Raw genomic sequence first — 22,745 nt, forward strand, 5'->3', positions numbered from 1 at the left:
ATATTTGTACCTTTGCAGGCCGAATAAAATCAAAAATGAAAAGCAAAACGCTTAAACAAAATAAAGTTAACATCATTACACTGGGTTGTTCTAAAAACCTGGTGGATAGTGAAGTATTGAGCGGACAACTCAAAGCAAATGAGATTGCCGTAGTGCATGAGAATGAACGCCTGGACCATAACATCGTTGTGGTAAACACCTGCGGTTTTATCGACAAGGCCAAAGAAGAGTCTGTAAACACCATCCTTGAGCAGGTAGCCCTGAAGGAAGAGGGCAAACTGGACAAGGTACTGGTAACCGGATGCTTAAGTGAGCGTTACCGTCAGGATCTGGCTAAGGAGATACCGGAGGTAGATGCCTGGTTCGGCACCCTAGAGCTGCCTTTTATCCTGAAGGAGCTGGAAGCAGATTTTAAAAAGGAATTACTGGGCGAACGTCTGCTGAGTACCCCTAAACATTATGCATACCTTAAGATATCTGAAGGTTGTAACCGTACCTGTTCTTTCTGTGCGATCCCTCTAATGCGTGGCGGCCACGTATCCAAACCCGTTGAGGAGATCCTTACAGAGGCCAGACATCTGGTGAAGAATGGTGTAAAAGAGATTATGCTTATTGCCCAGGAACTGACCTATTATGGTCTGGACCTGTATAAAAAACGTGCACTGGCCGACCTGCTGGAACAACTGGCTCAGGTAGAAGGCCTGGAATGGATACGCCTGCACTATGCTTACCCTACCAAATTCCCGATGGATGTGCTGGAGGTAATCAGAAAATACGATAATATTTGTAACTACCTGGATATTCCCCTGCAACACTGCAGTGATAATATGCTGAAGGCTATGAAACGCCAGATTACCAAAAAAGAAATGGTGGAACTGATACAGGATATCCGTGCTGCGGTGCCTGGTATTGCCATCCGTACAACGATGATCACCGGATTCCCGGGAGAAACGCTGGAAGATGTGGAAGAAATGAAGGCTTTCCTGGAAGAAATGCAGTTTGAGCGCGTAGGTATATTTACGTACTCACATGAGGAGAATACTACCGCTTATGAGCTGGAAGATACCCTGAGCAGTGAAGAGAAGGAAAGAAGGGCACAGGATATCATGGAGGTGCAGCAGGAGATCTCCTACACCAAAAACCAGGAATATGTGGGTAAAGAGTTCCGCGTGCTGATCGATAAAATCGAGGCAGGCAGATACATTGCCCGTACAGAATTTGACAGTGTGGAGGTAGATAATGAAGTAATCATTAATACGGAAGAAGACCTGCCGGTTGGTGACTTTGTAACTGTACGCATTACCAAGGCGTATGATTACGATCTGGAAGCCGAACTGGTATAATAACCTGAACAATTTATGAACTGGATACCGCTTACTGAAATGAGCCAGCTCGATGCTATTGACCTGGCATCAGAGGATCAGCTGCAGATTATATTCAAGCACAGTACCCGCTGCAATATCAGCGCAGATACTTACGATGAGCTGGAGACAGCCGATACAGAGGCTTATTACCTCGACCTGCTCCGCTACCGCGACATCTCTGATGAGATCGCGCATCGTTATGGTGTATTGCATAAATCGCCGCAGGTACTGGTAATTTCCAAAGGAGTTTGTATATTTAACGAATCTCATTGGAGGATCAGGGCTTCAGTATTGCAGGCCCATTTACAAAACGCTTAATCATGTCTCAATCCGATACAAACCTTGGCAAATTCTTACTGAAGGCATTCTTCCAGGGATTGGTCATTCTGGGACCGATCAGTGTAACCGTTGCCGTGATCTGGTATATTTTTACCAGTGTAGACAGCCTTATACCCAGCCTGTCACAGGAGTTTCCGGGGCTGGTGTTTATACTGATCCTGACGGTCACTACCCTGATTGGTATACTGGGTACCCGTTTCTTTATCGGGCGCTTCCTGGTAGATCTCTTCGGACATATGCTGGAAAATACACCCGGCATTAAATTCATTTATACCGCTATCAAAGACGTGATGGTATCGTTTGTCGGAGATAAAAAGAAATTCAATAACCCGGTATGGGTCAAAACCCAGAACGAACCGGAGATCTGGCGCATCGGCTTCCTGACCCAGAGCGATATGGACTTTGTCTCGCTGCCGGATAAGGTATCGGTCTACCTGCCCCACTCTTATGCCATCTCTGGCTGGGTAATCGTTACTGATGCACATAATATACGCCCGGTTGAGGGGATGAATGCTGCAGAGGCTATGAAATTTGCCGTAAGCGGCGGCATTACCGGAACGGCCGCAAATACTGCCGACCAGAAATTCAAGGAAGATCCTAACGCGCCGGAAATACAATAAATACTACATACTCTCATTATAACACTTCTAAGAATGAAGCATCTGTTCAAAACTATGTTATTGCTGGCCGGTTCACAATGGTGCCTGCATACGCATACTTATGCCCAAAAAGAAATTACCCTGGATGATATCCTTCTGAAAGGCAGCTTTAAAGCCGCATCAGTACCGGGTTTTGATGTACTGAACAACGGCACCAGCTATGTAAAGCAGGAGAATGGCAACATTTCCGTATTTGATATGAAAAGCAATAAGCAACTGCGCACATTGTTTGAAAAATCAACCAATACTTTTGAGGGCAAGGCACTGGATGTGGATGAATTTGTGTTTAGTGCAGACGAACAGAAGATGTTGCTACTGACCAGTTCTGAGAATATATACAGACGCTCTGTGCTGCACCATGTCTACATTTTCGACCTTAAAACGAAATCGATACAACAACTGGATGCAGATAAAGTATTGCATGCATCGTTCTCTCCGGATGGCAGCAAAGTGGCTTTTGTAAAGGCGAATAACCTGTATTATAAAGACCTGAGCAATGGCAAAACAGTTGCGGTAACGACCAATGGTGCCCATAATAAGATCATCAACGGTAACTGTGACTGGGTGTATGAAGAAGAATTTGAGTTTACACAGGCCTACCAATGGTCTCCGATGGGCAATTTCCTGGCCTACTATTCATTCGATGAAAGTGCGGTAAAGGAATATGTAATTCCATACTATGAGGGCAAGGAATATCCCAGAAACTATAGCTATAAATACCCTAAAGCCGGCGAAGCCAATTCTATTGTAAAGATCTATTCCTATACTTTGGCAAACGGACAAACGGCCACTGCCGATATCGGTACAGAAACAGATCAGTACATTCCCCGCATTAAATGGAGTAACAATGAGCAGGAGCTGTGTATCTATCGCCTGAACCGACTGCAAAATAAACTGGACCTCTTACTGACCAATGCAAGCAACGGCCAGAGTAAAGTAATCTACACCGAGTCTAATCCTGCATACCTGGAGATCAATGATAACCTGACGTTCCTGAACGATAATCATTCTTTTGTATTCAATTCAGAGCGCAGCGGCTATAACCAACTGTACAAATGGGACTGGACCAAACAGCAATTAAGCCCGATCACTACCGGCACCAATGAGGTAAAAGACTTACTGGGCGTGGATCTGAAAGGCAATAAAATCTACTATACCGCTACTGATAAGGCGATCAATAATACCTTTAATGTCATCAGCCTGAACGGCAAACAACCAAAAATATTAAGTAAAGGCATTGGTTCGCATGACATCATGCCTTGTAACGGATTTAAGTACTTCGTAGACAAATACAGCACGGCCAACAGCGCACCGGTATTCACTCTGGTGGATCAGAGCGGAAAAGCGGTACGCGTACTGGAAGAGAACAAACAGCTTACACAACGCATGGCAGAGTACCAGACCAGCCCGGTTACCTTTATGGGTATCCCTAATGGTAATGGCGATACGCTGAATGCCTATATGATCAAACCACCAAACTTTGATGCTGGCAAAAAGTACCCGGTACTGATGTACCAGTACTCCGGTCCGGGATCGCAGCAGGTGGTGAACCACAATACGCTGGATCACTACTGGTGGCACCAGATGCTGGCACAGAAAGGCTATATCATTGTGGTAGCAGACGGTACCGGAACCGGTGGCCGCGGAGAAGCATTTAAAAAGAAAACCTACCTGCAATTAGGGAAATACGAGAGTGATGACCAGATCGCAGTGGCTAAATACCTGGCACAGCAATCTTATGTAGATGCCGCCCGTATTGGTATCTGGGGCTGGAGCTATGGCGGATTCATGAGTACGACCTGCCTGATGAAAGCACCGGAAGTATTTAAAATGGCGATTGCCGTAGCACCGGTAACCAACTGGCGTTTCTATGATAACATCTATACAGAGCGTTATATGCGCCAGCCGCAGGAAAATGCAAAGGGATATGATGATAATGCGCCATTAAGTATGGCCAAAAACCTGAAAGGGAAGTACCTGCTGGTACATGGCACTGCTGATGATAATGTGCACCTGCAGAATGCTACGGAAATGTCCAATGCACTGGTGAATGCCAATAAAGACTTTGATGCCTTCTACTATACCAATAAAAATCATGGTATCTATGGCGGCTATACACGCTATAACCTGTTCAAGAAATTGACAGCTTATATCATGGAGAACCTGTAAATATTATTTAGAGGCTTCGTTTAAAAAGGGGATAATCAATTGTAACTGATTATCCCCTTTTTAAATAATTCTGTTTATGATTGCTACCTTTTGCCTTGATGCAAAAGGTACCGCCAAAAAATCAAGGCTGTATAAATCCCTGGCTAAAAATCGATGTGTCGGTCGGTCGCAAACCAGACTCACTGCGCTCAGACAATGGTTTACGACTTTATCGACCGAGCCAATGATTTTATTAACGCCGGATTTATAATGCCTTTTGAGCGATCTGTACTTTTGTACGGATCGTAACCTAAGGCAATCGAATGATACAAAAGTATAAGCACACTGTTTCTTCGAGTCCCTCGGCGACTGGATGTTCATTAATCCATTTTCGTCTGGATCTCCACCGTTCCGGAGAGAATTTTATGTACCGGACAGGCATTGGCAATGGCCAGTATACGGCTCTTCTGCGTCTCGTCCAGGTCACCCGAAAGTTTTATGTGTCGGTTAAATATTGTTGTGGTGGTACTATCACTGCGGGTAATGGAGACCTCCGTTTCTACCCCGGTCAATGGCCATTGCTTGCGATCGGCATACATGCGCAAAGTAGCGCAGGTACAGGCCGCCAGGCTGGAGGCCAGTAACTCAAAGGGATTAAATCCCTCTTCCTTGCCACCCAGTGCAATGGGCTCATCGCTGATAATCTTATTTCTGCCTGCTGTAATCGTTGTCTGACAGGAAGTCCCTATCCTGCCCTGTACGCTATGATTGATCTCCATTTCGTTCCGTTTATTCAAAAGGCAAGTTAATAAAGTAATTTTTAATCGCCTGTACTGTTAATCTTGTGTTTATCAAACACATTACACTTTAAATTGTTTGTAATTTCATAATACTAATGCAAAGGTGCTATATCTATACCAGTATTTATTGGCAAAATCACCTAAGACTGCCAGCAAAAAAGCACCTCCAAAAAAGATTAAACAAAACTTCCTTTTTTAACCCCTGAAATTGAAATTTATGAAAACGAACAGCCAAAACCACAATCAGGTGCCACAAGCCAATCCGCAGACACCGGACAACAACAAACGCCCGCAGAACAAAGACAAACTGGACAGCCGCGAAGGCGAAGAACAGGAGTTCAAAGGCAATGATGAAACGCATAACAAGAAAGAACACAAAAGCGAAGGCAAAGACAAAAAATAGTTACAGTACTCATCTTGATACAGGACTGCTCCCGGTGATATACCAAAGGGAGCGGTCCTTTTTTATATTCTGAGCAATAGTAAAATAGTCGTCTAATTGATTAATGAACATACCAACATGCTTATCAAAAACCAATTTCCACCATAAAATACCTAAATTGTATTAATGCTTGGGCAACCAGTTCATCAAGCATCCGGATTGTTTAAACGATACGACAGCGCACCAGATGGACATTGTTCAATCTGTGCCTTCAGTTCCGCTGTGCTTGCATTCATCGGATGAATCCAGGGCCGCCCCTTTGGGGTGTACACCTTAGGCAAGGTTTTCGCACAAATCCCGGAGTGAATACATTTTTCCGCTTTCCAGATCACGGTCAGCTCCCCGTTGCTATATTCTTTTGGTTCCATAACAGCTTATTTTTAGCTAAATATACAATTTTGTGCGTAGTGTTTTAGCGACTCGCGCGTGCAAACCTTTTTTTAATCCTTATCATTCCTGCATGAGCAGCCTTTCATGCTGAGGCTAAGTACCCATATAAAACAATGATTACAAATACACAATACATCATTTATTTTGCATCTTTAATTAAACCGAAACAGCATATTATGGTCTACAATTGCTAAATACGAGGTATGAAAGCACTCCTTTACTTTATTGCCCTGCTCACCGCTCCGCTACTCCATGTCTATGGACAAACATATACCGGGCCTGTGCCCAAGCCGGCAAGCGGTTATGGTATGGATGGCACCTTTTCAGTAGCCACACAATCGTTCGACAATCCGAATTTTCCCGGCCACGATATCGTTATTTATTATCCGGCAGGTATCTCCGCTCCCGTCCCAACCATAATGTATAGTCATGCCTTTGGAGGCAATGATCCTGCTAATATTTCCGGGTTTCTCCATTTTGCAGCTGGCAAAGGCTATGCTGTTGTCTTTGTTCCCTACCAGACCCTGGGCAGCGTACAGCCTAAATATGCCAATCTGCTGGCGGGTTTTACCAAAGCCGCCCGTGACTACCCGGGCATCATCGACACGACCAGGGTCGGTTTTGTGGGGCACTCTTTTGGTGGTGGTGCTTCCTTTGCCAATGCTTATTATTGCTTCAACACGCTGCACTGGGGCAGTTCGGGCCGTTTTATTATGGCTATGGCACAATGGTATGCCTACAATATCACCCAGGAGCAGTTACAATCGTTCCCCGCGGATGTAAAACTGCTGACGGTTGTGTATGAAGATGATGCTACCAATGATCACCGCATGGCCAATGATATCTTCAACACGATCAGCATTCCCGCTACGGAAAAGGATTACCTGCGGGTACCCTCCGACACGATCAACGGGTATATATATGCAGCTAACCATGTGGTGCCGAACAATTCGGCATTTGATGCCCTGGATTACTATGCTTATTACAGGTTGTTCGATGCACTATGTGACTATGTATTTCACGGCAGCACAGGAGGCAGTGATGTAGCCCTGGGCAATGGTAGTAATGCACAGGTATCTATGCCCGGTGGTATGCATAATTTAGTACACAGCGATACGCCAACCTTTGCCCATGCACAAAGCACCTACCAGTACCCCTGCAGTTCGTCCGACAACCCTCGTCAGGATCATTGTGATGAGCCCCTCTCTTTGCCGGCAACATCCACCAACACACCGGTATGGATTTACCCCAATCCGGCAGGCAGCCAATACACTATATCCGGCAGCAAGGTCTTAAAGCAGGTAGCCCTTTACAACCAGCTGGGACAATTGATGCAGACGGCAACGACATCTACGATTACATTAGAGCAAATACCTGCCGGAGTATATTTTGTACAGGTTTTATGGGCCGATCAAAGCCAAAGCAGGAACATATTGCTCAAACAATAAAGAACGAAATAGTTTGATACAGAACCGTCCAGGTGATGCACTAAAGGGTGGTCTTTTTTTATTGCTGGGGATTATGACAACGTGAGAAAAGCGGGATTAAATACGGGAGAAAGGCGGTTGAGGTTGGTTGGGGAGAAGAATATTTTTGATGTAATATTAACTGAGTATCCGCTTACAGGAAACAAAGATTTACCTTTTTCCTCGAGTTTCTTGTTATGGTTACCTTTTGCCTTGATGCAAAAGGTACCGCCAAAAAATCAAGGCTGTATAAATCCCTGGCTAAAAATCAATGTGTCGGCCGGTCGCAAACCAGACTCACTTCGTTCAGACAGTGGTTTCCGACTTTATCGACCGAGCCAATGATTTTATTAACGCCGGATTTATAAGTCCCTTTGGAGCGATCTGTATTGTACAGATCGCTTATTGTTTTCATTTTTCATAATAATCATATTTATAAAAAACAACGGCTGTCAAGTGTTCTTTTGCAGAATCATCATAGCAATAAGCTACTATAGGATTTCCGTAATCGTCAAACTCTTTCGCTACGGTTACTGTATAGATTACCCGATCACTTTTACCTTCATCAATCGTTCTTTTTAGTGCCTTTTCGTATTTTCCGCTGTATTTAAACTCATCTTTCATTGCAAATTTTCCCCGACTTTTATAGATCGTTTCGACAGTCCTGAATTTTCTATCTAAGGTAGTTGTAGCAGAAAGATCAAGGCTGTCATTCTGGTTTTTAGAAATTACAGTAAAGTTGTAATCATCTTTCCAAATGTATTTGAAAGTATTCTCCACTATGCTGCTATCAGCTCCCCAAATAGTTTTAGTTTTATATGTCCTGTTTTTTCCTGTCCCGGAATATATGGTCAAAATTTCTGTATTATAATGTGATTTGTACAGTTCACAGTCTTCCAACTTATTACCCAGACTGTCGTAGATTGCCGTAGCTTTCATGTCGTAGTCAGCGGTATCGTTAGGTAATTTCCCTTGTTTTACTGAGCAAGAATAAGAGGTAACCTTCTTTACCTGACCGTAATATCCCGAATTAGCATTTCTCTTTTGTCCGTTGCAGGAAAAGAAGAACAATACTAGGAGTATAAATATTGTTGTTGTTTTTATCACTTGTCGATTCATTTTTTATAACCCTATTAAGTTAACTGAATATCTTCTTGTAAGAAAAAAAGAAAAGAGGTCTAAAATGGCCTCTTTTTATATCCTGTAAATATACAGCATCATTAAATTTACTATATAGTTTATAAAGTATTTAGAGACATTTGATGATTATAGCCATATCTGTCCCCCATTGGTGCACGCGCCCTCGCGTGTGCACCTTACATATCCTCAAACGGTTCCCTTCCAATCATCACCTGACACTCGCATATAGCTCAACTACAAGAGTTTAAAATAACAATAAAGCCCGGAATAATCATCCGGGCATTGTCTTTTATACATCAGCAGTTAAGACTGCCCACATGAAATCCTATACCACCAGCACACATTATTAGATCTTCAGAACGAAATTCTATCCCGCCAGAACGAATTATTCCACCATCAGAACGGATTATTGCATCACCAGAAAAGATTCTGAAGCTATCATAGCGCATTATTATGTAGTAAGAGGGCAATGCTATACCGCCAGAACGAATTATTACACCGTCAGAAAGGATTATTTTGCGGTTAGCATGCATTATTAAGCCATCAGAGTGCATTATTCTGTCGTCAGTATAAAATTCTACGCTGCCAGAGCGAATTATACTGACATCATACATCCTTAATCCCTTTTTTCCCGTCATATCGACCGTAGTGGAGATATCTCCTTTTGCTTCATTAATCCAGGGGAGATTTCTCGACTACACTGCGTTCCGCTTGAAATAACGATAGAACATCTTAACCTTCCTCACCGGCGCACGCGCCCCGCGTGTGCCCATTTAGCCCACCCCAGGTTCAGGTAATACCATCATCTTTTTATATTCCCCTTGCAAAATAAATTTGCCATAATCATTCTTTATAATATATTTGCAGCAGTTCTTTGTTTGAAAGTGTTATCAAGAAAGGCAGAGGGATTAGACCCGATGAAGCCTTAGCAACCCTTTATCCTGTATAAAGAAGGTGCTACATTCTACCAAATGCGGATAGATAATACGTCTCAATTAGCCCAACCCGGCTTTTCTTTTTTTCATTTTCAACGCGGTACTTTTTTCGATACAGGATCATATCCTGCGGCTTTTGCTTTGCAGTATATTCCCGTACGGCATTACTATTTAACATTGATCATGAATACTACAGAAACCATAAAATCATTATTAAAACAACGCATCCTGGTGCTGGATGGTGCCATGGGTACCATGATACAGCGATATCCATTCGATGAAGCGGCCTTTCGTGGCGATCGCTTCAAAGACTGGCCCAGCCCGGTAAAAGGTAATAACGACCTGCTATCCCTCACCCAGCCCGATGCCATACGCACGATACACTACCAATACCTGGAAGCAGGAGCCGATATAATTGAGACCAATACCTTCTCCTCTACAACAGTAGCCATGGCCGATTACGGCATGGAAGCACTGGCCTATGAGCTGAATGTGGAAGGGGCCAAACTGGCGAAAGAAGCTTGTACCGCCTATATGCAAGCACATCCGGGCAGTATAAAATTCGTGGCCGGTGCCATAGGTCCGACCAATAAAACCACCAGCATATCTCCCGACATCAATAACCCCGCCTTTCGGGCCATTACCTTCAACGAACTGAAGGAGGCCTACACCGAACAGATCGAAGGACTGATCGACGGTGGCGCGGATATACTGCTGGTAGAAACGGTTTTTGATACCCTGAACGCTAAAGCAGCGCTCTTTGCCATAGAAGAGGTGAAAGAAGCGCGTGGTATAGATATCCCGGTAATGGTCAGCGGAACGATCACCGATGCATCGGGTCGTACGTTATCCGGTCAGACACCAGAAGCCTTCCTGGTGTCCTTGGAGCATTTCCCGCTGATCAGCATCGGGTTTAACTGTGCACTGGGTGCCCGTCAGCTGGCCCCCTACCTGGAGATCTTATCTCAGAACACAGACATTGCCATATCGGCCTACCCCAATGCGGGCCTGCCCAATGCATTTGGTCAGTATGATGAGACACCGGAACTGATGGCAGCTCAGGTACACGATTATTTAGAGAAAGGAATTATTAATATCATCGGAGGTTGCTGCGGCACTACCCCTGAGCACATCCGTGCACTGGCCGATCTGGCTGCACGTTATGCTCCCCGTAAGACGGAAGCCGCTCACTAAAACGACACAAAACACTCATGAAGCATTTGAAATTAAGTGGGCTGGAAGCCTTGGTCATTACCCCTGAAAGTAATTTTATCAATATAGGAGAACGCACAAATGTGGCGGGCTCCAAGAAGTTTCTGCGCCTGATCAAAGAGGGAAAATATACCGAAGCACTGGATATTGCCCGCGACCAGGTAGAGGGCGGCGCACAGGTACTGGATGTAAATATGGATGACGGTTTGCTGGACGGCAAGACGGCTATGGTACATTTCCTGAACCTGATTGCTGCCGAACCCGACATTGCCCGTATTCCGATCATGGTCGACAGCTCCAAATGGGAAATCCTGGAGGCGGGTCTGCAGGTATTGCAGGGTAAAGCGATTGTCAACTCCATCAGCCTTAAAGAAGGTGAAGAAACATTCATCCGCCAGGCAAAGCTGGTGAAGCGCTACGGCGCAGCAGTGATCGTCATGGCTTTTGATGAGCTGGGACAGGCCGACAACTACGCGCGCAGACTGGAGATCGTGCAGCGCTCTTACGATATCCTGGTCAATGTGGTAAAATTCAACCCGACCGACATTATTTTCGACCTGAACATTTTCCCGGTAGCCACCGGGCTGGATGAGCATCGTCGCAATGCACTGGACTTTTTCGAGGCTACGAAATGGGTAAAGGAAAACTATCCGCAGGTAGGCGTAAGCGGCGGGGTCAGCAATGTATCGTTCTCTTTCCGGGGCAATGATACGGTGCGGGAAGCCATGCACTCGGTATTCCTCTACCACGCCATTAAAGCGGGTATGAATATGGGTATTGTAAACCCGGCTTTGCTGATTGTGTATGATGAAATACCCAAAGATCTCCTGCAACTGATCGAAGATGTGATGCTGGACCGGGACGAAGAGTCTACGGAGAAACTGATCGAATATGCGGAACAGAATAAGGCCGTTAAGAAAGATAAAACGGAAGAACTGGCCTGGCGCAACATGCCTCTACAGGACAGGATCAATTATGCGCTGGTCAATGGTATAGATAAATTTGTAGAGGAAGATGCCGAAGAGGCACGACTGCAAAGCAAGCGTCCGCTTGAGGTAATAGAAATATACCTGATGACGGGGATGAACCTGGTGGGCGACCTGTTTGGCAGTGGTAAGATGTTTCTGCCGCAGGTAGTAAAATCGGCCCGTGTGATGAAGAAGGCGGTAGCTTACCTGCAACCATATATTGAAGCAGAAAAAGACAGTACCAGGCCCAGTGCCGGTAAAGTGCTGATGGCAACGGTAAAGGGCGATGTACATGATATTGGCAAAAATATTGTGAGTGTGGTGCTGGCCTGTAATAACTATGAGATCATAGACCTGGGCATTATGGTGCCCGCGGAAAAGATACTGGAGACGGCGATTGCGGAAAACGCTGATGTGATCGGACTGAGCGGCCTGATTACACCCAGCCTGGATGAAATGGTGCACGTAGCCGCCGAAATGCAGCATCGTGGCCTGAACATTCCTCTGCTGATTGGCGGCGCAACGACTTCTAAGGTGCATACTGCGGTAAAGATTGACGCACAGTATCAGAATACGGTCATTCATGTCAATGACGCTTCCCGAGCGGTAAATGTGGTGAGCAGTATCCTGAGTCAGGACCGGAAGGCCGAATACGGTAAGGAAGTGAAGGAAGAAAATGAGCGTATACGCCATAATTACCTGAACCATAATGTACAGAAAGATTATCTGAGCCTTGCTGATGCCCGTGCCAATAAACTGCAACTGACCTTTGATGAAACGACTGTTGCGACACCGCATACATTGGGCATTCAGGTAAGTGAAGAGCTGCCGCTGGAAGAACTGAAGGCCTATATCGACTGGTCTCCCTTCTTCCGCAGCTGGGACCTGCATGGCAAATTCCCGGATATCCTGACCGACAAAGTGGTGGGTACACAGGCCACGGCCTTGTTTAAGGATGCACAGGAAATGCTGCAGGACATTATAGACCGCAAACTGCTTACTGCAAAAGCAGTCTGGGGCATCTTCCCGGCTAACCGTATACAGGATGATGATATTGAAGTGCAGGACCCGGAAACGAAAGAACCCCTGGCTACCTTTTATACCTTAAGGCAGCAAACGAAAAAAGCGTCTGGCATACCTAATATAGCACTGTCCGATTTTGTAGCTCCCAAAGAAAGCGGCATACAGGATTACGTGGGTTGCTTCTGTGTAACGGCAGGATTCGGTACCGATGTACTCTCCGCCCAATATGAGGCGCAGCACGATGATTATAACTCTATTATGGTGAAGGCACTGGCCGATCGTCTTGCAGAGGCTTATGCTGAATACCTGCACACGAAGGTGCGTAAGGAGGACTGGGGTTATGCGGCTACAGAAAGCCTGACCAATGAGGACCTGATTAAAGAACGATACAAAGGCATACGTCCGGCACCGGGCTACCCTGCCTGCCCCGATCACCTGGAGAAGGAGACCATCTGGCAACTGCTGCAGGTTGAGGAGCGCATTGGGGTAAGCCTTACCGAAAGCCTGGCCATGTGGCCTGCTGCCAGTGTAAGCGGGTATTATTTCGCACACGAAGGCAGTAAATACTTCGGCCTGGGGCGTATTAAGGAAGATCAATTGGCAGACTTTGCCAGTAGAAAAAATATAGAACTGTCTAAAGCAAAAAAATGGCTGGGCCCTAACCTTGCCGATTAAAAACACTGTTTAAACAAGATTATGAAAGTAACGGAACACATCAGGAAAGCACAAGGTAATACGCTGTTCTCTTTCGAGATACTGCCTCCGCTAAAGGGAGACAATGTGCAATCTATTTATAATACTATCGATAATCTGATCGAGTTTGACCCGGCCTTTATTGATGTAACCTATCATCGTGAAGAGTACCTGTACCTCGAGAAGCCTAACGGACTGCTGGAAAAGAAAGTGGTGCGTAAGCGCCCCGGCACGGTAGGTATCTGTGCTGCCATACAGAGTAAATATAAGGTAGATGCCATACCACATATTCTTTGCGGAGGATTTGATAAAGAAGATACGGAAAACTTCCTGATCGACCTGGACTTTCTGGGCATTGACAATGTACTGGCCTTAAGAGGTGATGCGATCAAGAGTGAGATTTACTTCCGTCCGGAGCGTAATGGCCACAACTTTGCACATGAGCTGGTAACACAAATCCAATCTATGAATGACGGACAGTATCTTGACGATTACCTGGAGAACAGTAACCCTACTTCGTTTGACATAGGTGTAGCCGCCTACCCGGAAAAGCATATGGAAGCGGCCAGCCTGCAGCAGGATATTTTATACCTGAAGCAAAAGGTAGAAGCTGGTGCGGATTATATCGTAACGCAGATGTTCTTCGACAATGACAAGTACTTCCAGTTTGTAGACAAATGCCGCGCCTCGGGTATCGAGGTACCGATTATACCGGGCTTGAAACCGATTGCGACCAAAGGTCAGCTGAGCATGATCCCGCATCGCTTTAAGGTAGATCTGCCGGATGACCTGGTGGTGGAGATCATTAAATGTAAAGACAACCAGGCAGTGAAGCAGGTGGGCATTGAGTGGAGTATTCAGCAATGCAAAGAGCTGAAGGCTAAAGGGGTGCCTGCGCTGCACTTCTACTCTATGGGTAAAAGTGATAACATCAAAACCGTTGCCCAGTCTATATTTTAGGTCAATTCCTGATTAATGGAATAGAAATGTAATAGCCTGTATACCAGTATCACATTTGAGATTTCTCGACTACACTACGTTCCGCTCGAAATGACGAAAAAGATCGCTTCGTCTTGTCGACCGAAGCGGAGACATCTCTTAAAGACGAATATTGTTAATAATGCTATTTAACCGGCTCCCGCAGAATTGTTCTCAGTTTTTCGGGAGCTGTTTTTCTATGGTCAGACAGGTATATCTCATGGTGCAGCCCATTACGGCCCAATCCTTCAGCATCCATAAAGGTTTTCATAACCTCCAGCGTTTCTGGTTCTTTATTGAAAGGTCCTACATGTAACATCTGCACACATTTCCCTTCGGTAAGGGTAAAATAGTGTACATCAATAATCTTCGGATTGGCCTTTTCTGCTGCCAGTCCATGTTTCATCTGCTCCAGGAATTGTCCGTCTACATACTCCGGCAGGCGAATGAGCAAACGGTAATTCCATTCACTGCGCGGCACCTTTACCGATGCTTCTTTGATAGATAAACCTTCAAAAGCTGCTTCATCATACCACCAGAGTCCCTCTAATTTAGCCACTACATAATCCTTGCCTTCTGCTTTGTATTTAAACTTAAGGGCATAAGCAGTCGTATACATGGCCTGTATATCTGATGCAAATCCGGGGCCGGAAGGGTCTCCTTTTCCAAGAATAGATAAATAAGGAATCGCTTCATCCAGCTGAATATACTCCGGCTTAGATTTAGCCGTATAATAGGTTTTATAGTGTTTTGCTAAATCCAGTTTGTCCATAGTATTGCGTTAAGCGCTTTGTAGTTTTTTATAATAAAGACAGATTGACTTCAGGCCGCATGCCTCGCATTTGGGGCTACGGGCCAGACATATATAGCGACCATGCAGGATGAGCCAGTGGTGCGCTTTGTGTATGAGTTCTTTGGGGAAATATTTAATGAGTTGCAGTTCTGCCTGCAGTGGTGTTTTGGCCCGGGTAGTTAACCCTAGTCTTGCAGACACACGGAATACATGCGTATCTACGGCCATATTGGGCTGGTTATCGATCACAGAGGTGATCACATTGGCGGTCTTACGCCCTACTCCCGGCAGTTTAATCAATTCATTTACCGTCATCGGTACCTCACCATTAAAATCATGAATCAGCATCTGGGCCATACCTATAAGGTGTTTGGTCTTATTGTTCGGATAACTGATGCTGCGAATGAGGGGAAACAGCTCGTCGAAAGTGGCTTCAGACAAGGCTTCCGGGCCGGGATAACGGTCAAAGATGGCCGGGGTGGTCAGGTTGACCCGCTTATCGGTACATTGGGCCGATAAAATAACCGCTACCAGCAGCTGATACGGATTATCATAAAACAATTCAGTCTCTGCATCTGGTGCATGTTCTGAAAAATAATCGATCACGAACTGGTAACGGTCCTTTTTTGTCATATCGTTCTAAAAGTTTATCCCTTATTTACGATAGTTCCTACATTCTTGCCGGAAACTACTTGTGTCAGATTACCTTTCTTGTTCATATCGAACACGATAATCGGCAGGTTGTTTTCTTTACATAAAGTAAATGCAGTCAGGTCCATTACAGCCAGACCTTTGGCAATTACATCATCGAAAGAAATGCTCTCGTAACGGGTAGCTTCAGGATTTTTCTCCGGATCTTCTGTATAGATACCATCTACACGGGTACCTTTCAGGATCACATCGGCATTAATCTCAATCGCTCTCAGGGAACCAGCAGTATCGGTAGTGAAGTATGGATTACCGGTACCGGCACCAAAGATTACTACACGACCTTTCTCCAGGTGTCTGATGGCTTTACGACGGATGTACGGCTCTGCTACCTGGTCCATGACCAGTGCAGACTGCAAACGTGTTTTTACACCGATCTTCTCCAGAGATGCCTGTAAAGCCATACCGTTGATTACGGTGGCCAGCATACCCATGTAATCTCCATGTGCACGTTCAATACCGGTTTCTTTTTCGTTCATCCCGCGGTAGATATTACCTCCTCCGATCACAATTGCGACTTCCACACCCAGTTCCACCACTTCTTTGATGTCCTGTGCATAGCTGGCCAGCATTTTGGAATCCAGTCCATAATTTTTATCGCCCATCAGCGATTCTCCAGAAAGCTTTACGAGAACTCTTTTAAATTTAGGAAGCATTGTATATATTGTTGTTTATTTTTCGTTCTTTATTCCATCTCTCCGTAACAATACTTTACAAGTATTGCTCACCGATATTGCGCTTTACCTCGGCTACATAATCCTTAATCTGCTGTTCTTTACTGCGCTCACATACCAGCAATACATCATCCGTATCGACCACGATAAAATTCTGTAAGCCCTGTACCACAACCAGTTTATCTTTCGATGTTTTGATCATGCATTCAGATGCATCAACCACCATTACATTACCACCGGTTACAGCATTGCCCAGGTAATCCTTTTCGGAATGCTCATAAGCCGACTCCCATGTACCGAGATCGCTCCAACCGAAGTTGGATGGGATCACATATACATTTGCCGCCTTTTCCATCAGACCATAGTCTATAGAAAGATTGGTACACTGGGTATACAGGCGTTCCATAACGGTATATTCTTTCGGCGTGTTATATGCCGACGCTGCCTGCTCAAATACTTCTGCCATTTCCGGCTGATACACTTTGAAGGCTTTGGTAAAGGTCTGCACATTCCATACAAAAATACCGGAATTCCATACAAAGTCGCCTGATTTCAGGAATACACGGGCCAGTTCTATATCGGGTTTTTCTGTAAATACTTTTACCTTGCTTACGCCGTCCTGAAGATCATCTTTCTGGTATTGAATATACCCGTAACCCGTATCGGGGCGTGTAGGCTGAATACCAAAAGTCAGGATTGCATCATTTTTAGCAGCAAAATCCAGCCCCTGAAATGCAGTCAGCTCGAAATTGCGCTGATCCAGGATCAGGTGATCGGCCGGAGCCAGAATAATGTTTGCTTTGGGATCAAGTGCCTTTAATTTGTAGGTAACGTAAGCTGCAGCAGGTGCCGTGTTTTTACGATAAGGCTCTTTTATGATATTGGCCGGATCGATCTCAGGGATCTGCTCTCGGACCAGCTGTTCGTATGAGTGATGGGTAACAATGTAAATATTCTCCTTAGGGCAAATATCTTTAAAACGCTTGTATGTCTCTTGAATAAACGTGCGACCAGTACCTAAAATATCCAAAAATTGTTTGGGCAAGTGTTGCCTGCTCTCCGGCCAGAACCGGCTGCCAATACCGCCGGCCATGATGGCTACATAATTATGATGAATACTCATTCAGGTTAACTTAGTGTGTATGAGCTGCGAAAGTAACCTTTTTTACGAACATTTTTTACAATTTGCGATTGGCTGTGCGGGCAAATAGCCGTAATTTTGCGAAAATTAACTGTGTTGTATGTTAACACCCCTTTCCCAATTACAAAAAGGACAAACAGCGATCATACGGCGTATTGATGCCAGCGATTCATTGGTGCAACTAATGGAAATGGGCTTCCTGGACGGCCACATGATCATGGTAGATCATATAGCTCCGATGGGTGATCCTATGGCAATAAATGTAGCCGGCTATGTGCTGAGCATCAGAAAAGCGGAAGCAGCGACCATATGGGTAGAGCTGGCTCCAACTCAAGAACCTGTTTAAAATACTCCTTAACGTGAATATAGGCCTTTATTTCGGAAGCTTTAATCCCATTCATACCGGACACCTGATTATTGCCAACCATATTATTGAAAATACTGATCTGGATAAAATATGGTTTGTGGTGTCGCCGCATAATCCACTAAAGCCTGCCAGTAGCCTGCTGAATGAGTATAACCGGCTGCACCTGGTGGAACTGGCCATTAAGGACAATCCCAAGTTCCGGGCGAGCAATATAGAATTCACCCTGCCCCGCCCTTCTTTCACGATCGATACGCTCACTTACCTGCAGGAAAAATTTCCGCATGAACGTTTTTCGGTAATCATGGGCAGCGACAGCTACCAGAATCTCCCACGCTGGAAGAATTATGAGCAGCTGCTGCAACAATACCAGGTTATCGTATACCAGCGCCCGCAATATCCTGTTTCGGAAAAGTTATCGGAGCACACATTAGTGCTACAGGCCCCTTTAATCGAGATCTCTTCAACCTTCATCCGTCAACAGATCAAAAGCGAAAAAAGCATCCAATACCTGGTACCCGGTGCGGTGATTGAGTATATAAAGGAGAACAGGTATTATATATAAAGTAAACTGAGTATCCACTTAAAGGAAACAAAAACTAATATTATGATTTAAATAGTCTATTTATATCTTTTGCTACCTTTTGCCTTGATGCAAAAGGTACCGCCAAAAAATCAAGGCTGTATAAATCCCTGGCTAAAAATCAATGTGTCGGCCGGTCGCAAACCAGACTCGCTGCGCTCAGACAGTGGTTTGCAACTCTATCGACCGAGCCAATGATTTTATGAACGCCGGCCTTTATAAGGCCTTTCTAAGCGATCTGTTCTGTACGGATCGCTTATGGTTTTCATCACAGCGATAGCCATTTTGAAGTGGAGCTGCGATCGTTGAGCAGCGAACGGATCACACGTTAAGCTCAGACGATCAATGCACGCAACGGTACAAAATGGCGGTGCTATGCAATCGCCTTGATGAAAACAAAGGCATTTTTGGTCCTTTTGTTGCCGGACAAAAGGACGAAGAAAATAGGTTACTACATGCGGATTTCAGTTAAAGTAAAATCTAAAAGACTCATTTGGGGTCCTTATTTAAAAGCCCCGACACTATAAATTGGTCCTGGATAATATTGAAAAGTCAACATGAGGTAATCCGATTCGGGTTACCTCATGTTGACTTTTTACTTTTGAATTTTATCTGATTATGCCAGCTTCCTTAACCGGGCTACCGGTATATGCAATTGCTCGCGGTATTTGGCTACCGTTCTGCGGGCCACCTGGAAGCCTTTTTCTGAAAGCATTTCCATCAGTTTCTCATCAGAGAGCGGACTATGCTTGTCTTCATTAGCGACGAAATCCTGTATCAGGTTTTTCACTTCGTAAGTAGATACTTCTTCTCCTGAATCGGTCGTAATGGCTTCTGAGAAAAAGTATTTCAACAGGAAGGTACCATATTCGGTCTGTACATATTTACTGTTGGCCACACGGCTTACGGTAGAAATATCCATACCGATCTTATCAGCAATATCTTTAAGGATCATAGGACGCAAAGCCGACTCATTGCCGGAAAGGAAGTATTCCCTTTGGTAATCCATAATCGCTTTCATGGTATATAATAATGTATGCTGGCGCTGACGGATGGCATCAATAAACCATTTGGCAGAATCTATTTTCTGCTTGATGAACATTACCGCTTCTTTTTGTTTTTTGTCTTTCAGCGAGCCGTCTTCATATGTCTTCAGCATATCTTTATACTCTTCCGAAACCCTTAACTCTGGCGCATTACGTGAGTTTAAGGTTAACTCCAGCACTCCGTTATTGTTATGGATAAAGAAATCGGGAATGATATATCCATTATCTTTTGAACCATTGGAGAAGGCAATGCCCGGTCTGGGTGTCAATTTCAGGATAACCTGTATAGCTTCTTTGAAGGCTTCATTATCCAACGATAAATGCTGGCGTATACGGTCGTAATGTTTGCGGGTAAACTCTTCAAAATAGTCGGTAAGGATTACTTTGGCCACTTTGGCGGCACCATTGGTTCCGGTCATTTTATCCAGCTGCAGCAAAAGACATTCCTGCAGATCAGAAGCGCCCACACCGGCAGGATCAAATTCCTGTATGAGTTTAAGGATGCGTTTAACATCCGCCTCTGTAACATATATATTCCGGTTAAAAGCGAGGTCATCTACTATGCTCATGACATCTCTGCGCAGATAGCCGTCATCGTCTATACTGCCGATCACCTGCTCTGCCACTTGCTGTTCGGTTTCTGTAAGATCCAGCAGGCCAACCTGGCTTAGTAAATATTCGTGAAAAGTCGATTCCTCCCGGATGGGCACTTCACGGCTGTCATCATCGTCATCTCCATGCTCCCGCACGTGATAGTCCGACATATTATCCGATTCGTCCATCAGGTAATCCGAAATATCTTCGGTCTGGCCATCCTCTCCGGAGGACTCCTGCGATACCGGTTCTCCATCCTGATCATACTGATCGGACAAGTGATACGGATCGTCTTCCTGGGGTGCTGCTCCCACATCTAAAGCGGGGTTAACTTCCAGTTCTTCTTTAATTTTTTCTTCCAGGTTCGCGGTGGGCACCTGCAACAGTTTTATAAATTGTATCTGTTGCGGCGACAGTTTCTGAAGCAGCTTTTGGCTTTGGGTTAATTTGAGCAAAGGGACTAGTCTTTAGTGTCTTGCGAAGGTATTATTTTACCGACAAACAAATTGTTGTAAATAATTTAAATTTACATAAAATATTTGCTATATTACAGACAGAACCTTACTTTTAATCCCTAATACACTTACATAAATTATGTCTACCAGGGTAAAAATTTCTTCTTCATTTTCGTACATCCCTTTAGAAGAGACTATCGAAATAATTCCGAGAAAGAAACAGCTCTTTATTGGCATTCCAAAAGAAGATACTTTTTCCGAAAACAGGATTGCATTAACACCCGATGCAGTATCTGTACTGATCCAGAACGGACATGAGGTAGTGGTAGAACATAATGCGGGCGAACATGCCTATTATTCCGACAAAGATTTCAGTGAAGCCGGTGCCAAAATCGCTTATGATAAGGCCGAGGTATTCCAGTCTGATATTGTGATCAAATCTGCGCCTATTTCGGAAGAGGAGATCTGCCTGCTGCAAGCGGGAAAGGTTGTCATCTCTCCTATACACCTGCCCTTTCTAAAGGCAGGGATGATGCAGCAGCTGGTCAATAAAAAAATCATCGCCATTGCCTTTGATTCTATCAAGGACGATAGCGGCACCTATCCCATTGTGCGCTCTATGAGCCAGATTGCCGGTAGCTCTGCCATTATTGAGGCGGCTAAATACCTGAGCACTTCTAACCGTGGTGTGGGCGTATTGCTGGGGGGGATCTCCGGTGTGCCGCCGGCACAGGTCGTTGTGATCGGTGCGGGTATTGTGGGCGAATCGGCAACCCGTACAGCTCTGGGGCTGGGTGCCAATGTGATGATCTTCGACAATTCTATCTACCGCCTTATGCGCCTGCAGAATAATGTAGGACAACGCCTGTATACCTCTGTCATTGACCCTAACGAACTGAAGAAAGTGCTCCCGAAAGCTGATGTAGTGATCGGTGCGCTGAAGCCTATCAATGGGGTAACACCACTGGTGATTACTGAAGAGATGGTGGGTATGATGAAGTCCGGCTCTGTCATTATTGATGTCAGCATCGACCGTGGTGGTTGTGTAGAAACCTCGCGTCCTACCACACATGATAACCCGGTATTTACCAAATATGATGTGATTCACTATTGTGTACCCAATATTGCTTCCGGTGTAGCCCGTACGGCCTCAAGAGCGATCAGTAACGTACTGATGCCGATCGTGCTGGATATCGCCGGCAAAGGCGGGGTGGACTACCTGCTGAAAAACAAATCGGGTATCCGTAACGGAGTGTACCTGTACAAGGGTATGGTAACGAACCAGCATATCGCCAAACGCTTTGACCTGAAATATACTGATCTTGACCTGATCATGAACAACTTTATATAAAAACCAAACACCGATTTACTCCTATTTCTACTACTAATTATGCAACACCAACGAACGAATAAGACTATTGCCGGCTACCACTTGTTAATGATCCTTTCTGCTGTTGACTTTAAATTTAATCCGGAAGGTGATATGATCATCCGGGAATACCTGGTTAAAGAATTCCCGTTTCACATCAGCCTCGACAAGGAAATGGACAAGATCAGCAGGCTGGAACCAGAAGACTGGGAAAATCATTTCCTGCAGTACATGGACGATTTTTATGATGATGCCACAGAAAAAGAACGACTGGACTTTATTGAGTTTGCGTTAAAACTGACAAAGGCTGACAACATCATCACCAAAACAGAAAACTATTATTTAAACTTATTGTTTGATCATTGGAACATCGAAAACAAAGATTAATCCACGAAAGCCAGGAGCCTGAAGGCTTTTGGCTTTTTTCTTGATATCATCTGCGATTTCTCTAAAACAAAAAA

At 44.8% G+C, this 22,745-nt stretch carries 20 protein-coding genes, 1 pseudogene and 1 riboswitch; of the genes and pseudogenes, 13 read left to right on the plus strand and 8 right to left on the minus strand.

Translation table 11 applies throughout. The features are described from left to right. Window positions 1-35: 35 nt before the first annotated feature. From rimO to EMP01_RS12065, 4 genes are read left to right on the plus strand one after another with little or no spacing between them, the layout of a single operon-like run. Complete coding sequence (rimO, locus tag EMP01_RS12050; protein WP_129021774.1) at window positions 36-1,343, plus strand: 30S ribosomal protein S12 methylthiotransferase RimO; 1,308 nt, start codon at window positions 36-38, stop codon at window positions 1,341-1,343. 15 nt (window positions 1,344-1,358) lie between these two features. After that, window positions 1,359-1,682 carry a bacillithiol system redox-active protein YtxJ gene (gene ytxJ / locus EMP01_RS12055; RefSeq protein ID WP_129021775.1) on the plus strand — a complete coding sequence of 108 codons (324 nt, stop codon included), beginning with the start codon at window positions 1,359-1,361 and terminating at the stop codon, window positions 1,680-1,682. A 2-nt stretch (window positions 1,683-1,684) separates the two neighbouring features. Beyond that, entirely contained in the window at window positions 1,685-2,323 is a 639-nt protein-coding gene (locus EMP01_RS12060; protein WP_129021776.1) for a DUF502 domain-containing protein, read from the plus strand. Window positions 2,324-2,356: 33 nt separating this feature from the next. Continuing rightward, entirely contained in the window at window positions 2,357-4,531 is a 2,175-nt protein-coding gene (locus EMP01_RS12065) for a S9 family peptidase (protein ID WP_202616060.1), read from the plus strand. Window positions 4,532-4,890: 359 nt separating this feature from the next. On the opposite strand, the gene EMP01_RS12070 is transcribed toward EMP01_RS12065, so the two are convergent. Continuing rightward, window positions 4,891-5,307: an OsmC family protein gene (locus tag EMP01_RS12070; RefSeq protein ID WP_202616061.1), complete on the minus strand. Its 417-nt coding sequence runs from the start codon at window positions 5,305-5,307 to the stop codon at window positions 4,891-4,893. 220 nt (window positions 5,308-5,527) lie between these two features. On the opposite strand from EMP01_RS12070, the gene EMP01_RS12075 reads away from it, so the two are divergent. Continuing rightward, on the plus strand, window positions 5,528-5,713 hold the full coding sequence (locus tag EMP01_RS12075) for a hypothetical protein (protein WP_129021777.1): 186 nt from the start codon (window positions 5,528-5,530) through the stop codon (window positions 5,711-5,713). 185 nt (window positions 5,714-5,898) lie between these two features. On the opposite strand, the gene EMP01_RS12080 is transcribed toward EMP01_RS12075, so the two are convergent. Next, on the minus strand, window positions 5,899-6,120 hold the full coding sequence (locus EMP01_RS12080) for a (4Fe-4S)-binding protein (protein WP_129021778.1): 222 nt from the start codon (window positions 6,118-6,120) through the stop codon (window positions 5,899-5,901). Between the two features lie 225 nt (window positions 6,121-6,345). Here EMP01_RS12080 and EMP01_RS12085 point away from each other — a divergent pair, with 225 nt between their 5' ends. Further along, window positions 6,346-7,590: a T9SS type A sorting domain-containing protein gene (locus EMP01_RS12085; protein ID WP_161971328.1), complete on the plus strand. Its 1,245-nt coding sequence runs from the start codon at window positions 6,346-6,348 to the stop codon at window positions 7,588-7,590. 429 nt (window positions 7,591-8,019) lie between these two features. Here the strand turns inward: EMP01_RS12085 and EMP01_RS12090 are convergent, their stop codons facing one another. After that, window positions 8,020-8,727 carry a hypothetical protein gene (locus tag EMP01_RS12090; protein ID WP_129021779.1) on the minus strand — a complete coding sequence of 236 codons (708 nt, stop codon included), beginning with the start codon at window positions 8,725-8,727 and terminating at the stop codon, window positions 8,020-8,022. A gap of 905 nt (window positions 8,728-9,632) precedes the next feature. After that, window positions 9,633-9,736, plus strand: a riboswitch (SAM riboswitch). Window positions 9,737-9,866: 130 nt separating this feature from the next. Between EMP01_RS12090 and EMP01_RS12095 the strand changes: the two genes are divergently transcribed. From EMP01_RS12095 to metF, 3 genes and pseudogenes are all read left to right on the plus strand, one after another. Continuing rightward, window positions 9,867-10,877, plus strand: coding sequence for a homocysteine S-methyltransferase family protein (locus EMP01_RS12095; protein ID WP_129021780.1), 1,011 nt, complete (start codon window positions 9,867-9,869; stop codon window positions 10,875-10,877). Between the two features lie 14 nt (window positions 10,878-10,891). Continuing rightward, window positions 10,892-13,561: pseudogene (gene metH / locus EMP01_RS12100) on the plus strand (methionine synthase); the annotation flags it as partial. Between the two features lie 21 nt (window positions 13,562-13,582). Next, on the plus strand, window positions 13,583-14,539 hold the full coding sequence (gene metF, locus EMP01_RS12105; RefSeq protein WP_129021782.1) for a methylenetetrahydrofolate reductase [NAD(P)H]: 957 nt from the start codon (window positions 13,583-13,585) through the stop codon (window positions 14,537-14,539). A gap of 163 nt (window positions 14,540-14,702) precedes the next feature. On the opposite strand, the gene EMP01_RS12110 is transcribed toward metF, so the two are convergent. From EMP01_RS12110 to EMP01_RS12125, 4 genes are read right to left on the minus strand one after another with little or no spacing between them, the layout of a single operon-like run. Beyond that, window positions 14,703-15,329 (minus strand): GyrI-like domain-containing protein, encoded by a 627-nt coding sequence (locus EMP01_RS12110; protein WP_129021783.1) that lies wholly within the window; start codon window positions 15,327-15,329, stop codon window positions 14,703-14,705. A gap of 9 nt (window positions 15,330-15,338) precedes the next feature. Continuing rightward, window positions 15,339-15,983: an endonuclease III gene (gene nth, locus EMP01_RS12115; RefSeq protein WP_129021784.1), complete on the minus strand. Its 645-nt coding sequence runs from the start codon at window positions 15,981-15,983 to the stop codon at window positions 15,339-15,341. A 14-nt stretch (window positions 15,984-15,997) separates the two neighbouring features. Continuing rightward, entirely contained in the window at window positions 15,998-16,714 is a 717-nt protein-coding gene (gene pyrH, locus EMP01_RS12120) for a UMP kinase (RefSeq protein WP_129021785.1), read from the minus strand. A gap of 55 nt (window positions 16,715-16,769) precedes the next feature. After that, window positions 16,770-17,855 carry a mannose-1-phosphate guanylyltransferase gene (locus tag EMP01_RS12125; protein ID WP_129021786.1) on the minus strand — a complete coding sequence of 362 codons (1,086 nt, stop codon included), beginning with the start codon at window positions 17,853-17,855 and terminating at the stop codon, window positions 16,770-16,772. 118 nt (window positions 17,856-17,973) lie between these two features. Between EMP01_RS12125 and EMP01_RS12130 the strand changes: the two genes are divergently transcribed. After that, window positions 17,974-18,219, plus strand: a complete 246-nt coding sequence (locus EMP01_RS12130; RefSeq protein WP_129021787.1) for a FeoA family protein — start codon at window positions 17,974-17,976, stop codon at window positions 18,217-18,219. A gap of 13 nt (window positions 18,220-18,232) precedes the next feature. Further along, a complete protein-coding gene (gene nadD, locus EMP01_RS12135; protein WP_129021788.1) occupies window positions 18,233-18,802 on the plus strand; it encodes a nicotinate (nicotinamide) nucleotide adenylyltransferase in 570 nt (189 codons plus the stop codon). 634 nt (window positions 18,803-19,436) lie between these two features. Here nadD and rpoN read toward each other — a convergent pair. Next, window positions 19,437-20,915 carry an RNA polymerase factor sigma-54 gene (gene rpoN / locus EMP01_RS12140; RefSeq protein ID WP_129021789.1) on the minus strand — a complete coding sequence of 493 codons (1,479 nt, stop codon included), beginning with the start codon at window positions 20,913-20,915 and terminating at the stop codon, window positions 19,437-19,439. 139 nt (window positions 20,916-21,054) lie between these two features. Between rpoN and EMP01_RS12145 the strand changes: the two genes are divergently transcribed. Further along, window positions 21,055-22,266: an alanine dehydrogenase gene (locus EMP01_RS12145; RefSeq protein ID WP_129021790.1), complete on the plus strand. Its 1,212-nt coding sequence runs from the start codon at window positions 21,055-21,057 to the stop codon at window positions 22,264-22,266. 39 nt (window positions 22,267-22,305) lie between these two features. Further along, the gene (locus tag EMP01_RS12150; RefSeq protein ID WP_129021791.1) at window positions 22,306-22,671 is read left to right on the plus strand and encodes a TerB family tellurite resistance protein; all 366 of its coding nucleotides are present in this window, start codon (window positions 22,306-22,308) and stop codon (window positions 22,669-22,671) included. Window positions 22,672-22,745 lie beyond the last annotated feature (74 nt).

The organism is Edaphocola flava (assembly GCF_004118155.1).
Classification (GTDB): domain Bacteria; phylum Bacteroidota; class Bacteroidia; order Chitinophagales; family Chitinophagaceae; genus Edaphocola; species Edaphocola flava.

Coding starts and splice junctions, on each gene's coding strand:
- rimO (WP_129021774.1), top strand. CDS start 36: ATGAAAAGCAAAACGCTTAAACAAAATAAAGTTAACATCATTACACTG.
- ytxJ (WP_129021775.1), top strand. CDS start 1,359: ATGAACTGGATACCGCTTACTGAAATGAGCCAGCTCGATGCTATTGAC.
- EMP01_RS12060 (WP_129021776.1), top strand. CDS start 1,685: ATGTCTCAATCCGATACAAACCTTGGCAAATTCTTACTGAAGGCATTC.
- EMP01_RS12065 (WP_202616060.1), top strand. CDS start 2,357: ATGAAGCATCTGTTCAAAACTATGTTATTGCTGGCCGGTTCACAATGG.
- EMP01_RS12075 (WP_129021777.1), top strand. CDS start 5,528: ATGAAAACGAACAGCCAAAACCACAATCAGGTGCCACAAGCCAATCCG.
- EMP01_RS12080 (WP_129021778.1), bottom strand. CDS start 6,120: ATGGAACCAAAAGAATATAGCAACGGGGAGCTGACCGTGATCTGGAAA.
- EMP01_RS12085 (WP_161971328.1), top strand. CDS start 6,346: ATGAAAGCACTCCTTTACTTTATTGCCCTGCTCACCGCTCCGCTACTC.
- EMP01_RS12090 (WP_129021779.1), bottom strand. CDS start 8,727: ATGAATCGACAAGTGATAAAAACAACAACAATATTTATACTCCTAGTA.
- EMP01_RS12095 (WP_129021780.1), top strand. CDS start 9,867: ATGAATACTACAGAAACCATAAAATCATTATTAAAACAACGCATCCTG.
- metF (WP_129021782.1), top strand. CDS start 13,583: ATGAAAGTAACGGAACACATCAGGAAAGCACAAGGTAATACGCTGTTC.
- EMP01_RS12110 (WP_129021783.1), bottom strand. CDS start 15,329: ATGGACAAACTGGATTTAGCAAAACACTATAAAACCTATTATACGGCT.
- nth (WP_129021784.1), bottom strand. CDS start 15,983: ATGACAAAAAAGGACCGTTACCAGTTCGTGATCGATTATTTTTCAGAA.
- pyrH (WP_129021785.1), bottom strand. CDS start 16,714: ATGCTTCCTAAATTTAAAAGAGTTCTCGTAAAGCTTTCTGGAGAATCG.
- EMP01_RS12125 (WP_129021786.1), bottom strand. CDS start 17,855: ATGAGTATTCATCATAATTATGTAGCCATCATGGCCGGCGGTATTGGC.
- EMP01_RS12130 (WP_129021787.1), top strand. CDS start 17,974: ATGTTAACACCCCTTTCCCAATTACAAAAAGGACAAACAGCGATCATA.
- EMP01_RS12145 (WP_129021790.1), top strand. CDS start 21,055: ATGTCTACCAGGGTAAAAATTTCTTCTTCATTTTCGTACATCCCTTTA.
- EMP01_RS12150 (WP_129021791.1), top strand. CDS start 22,306: ATGCAACACCAACGAACGAATAAGACTATTGCCGGCTACCACTTGTTA.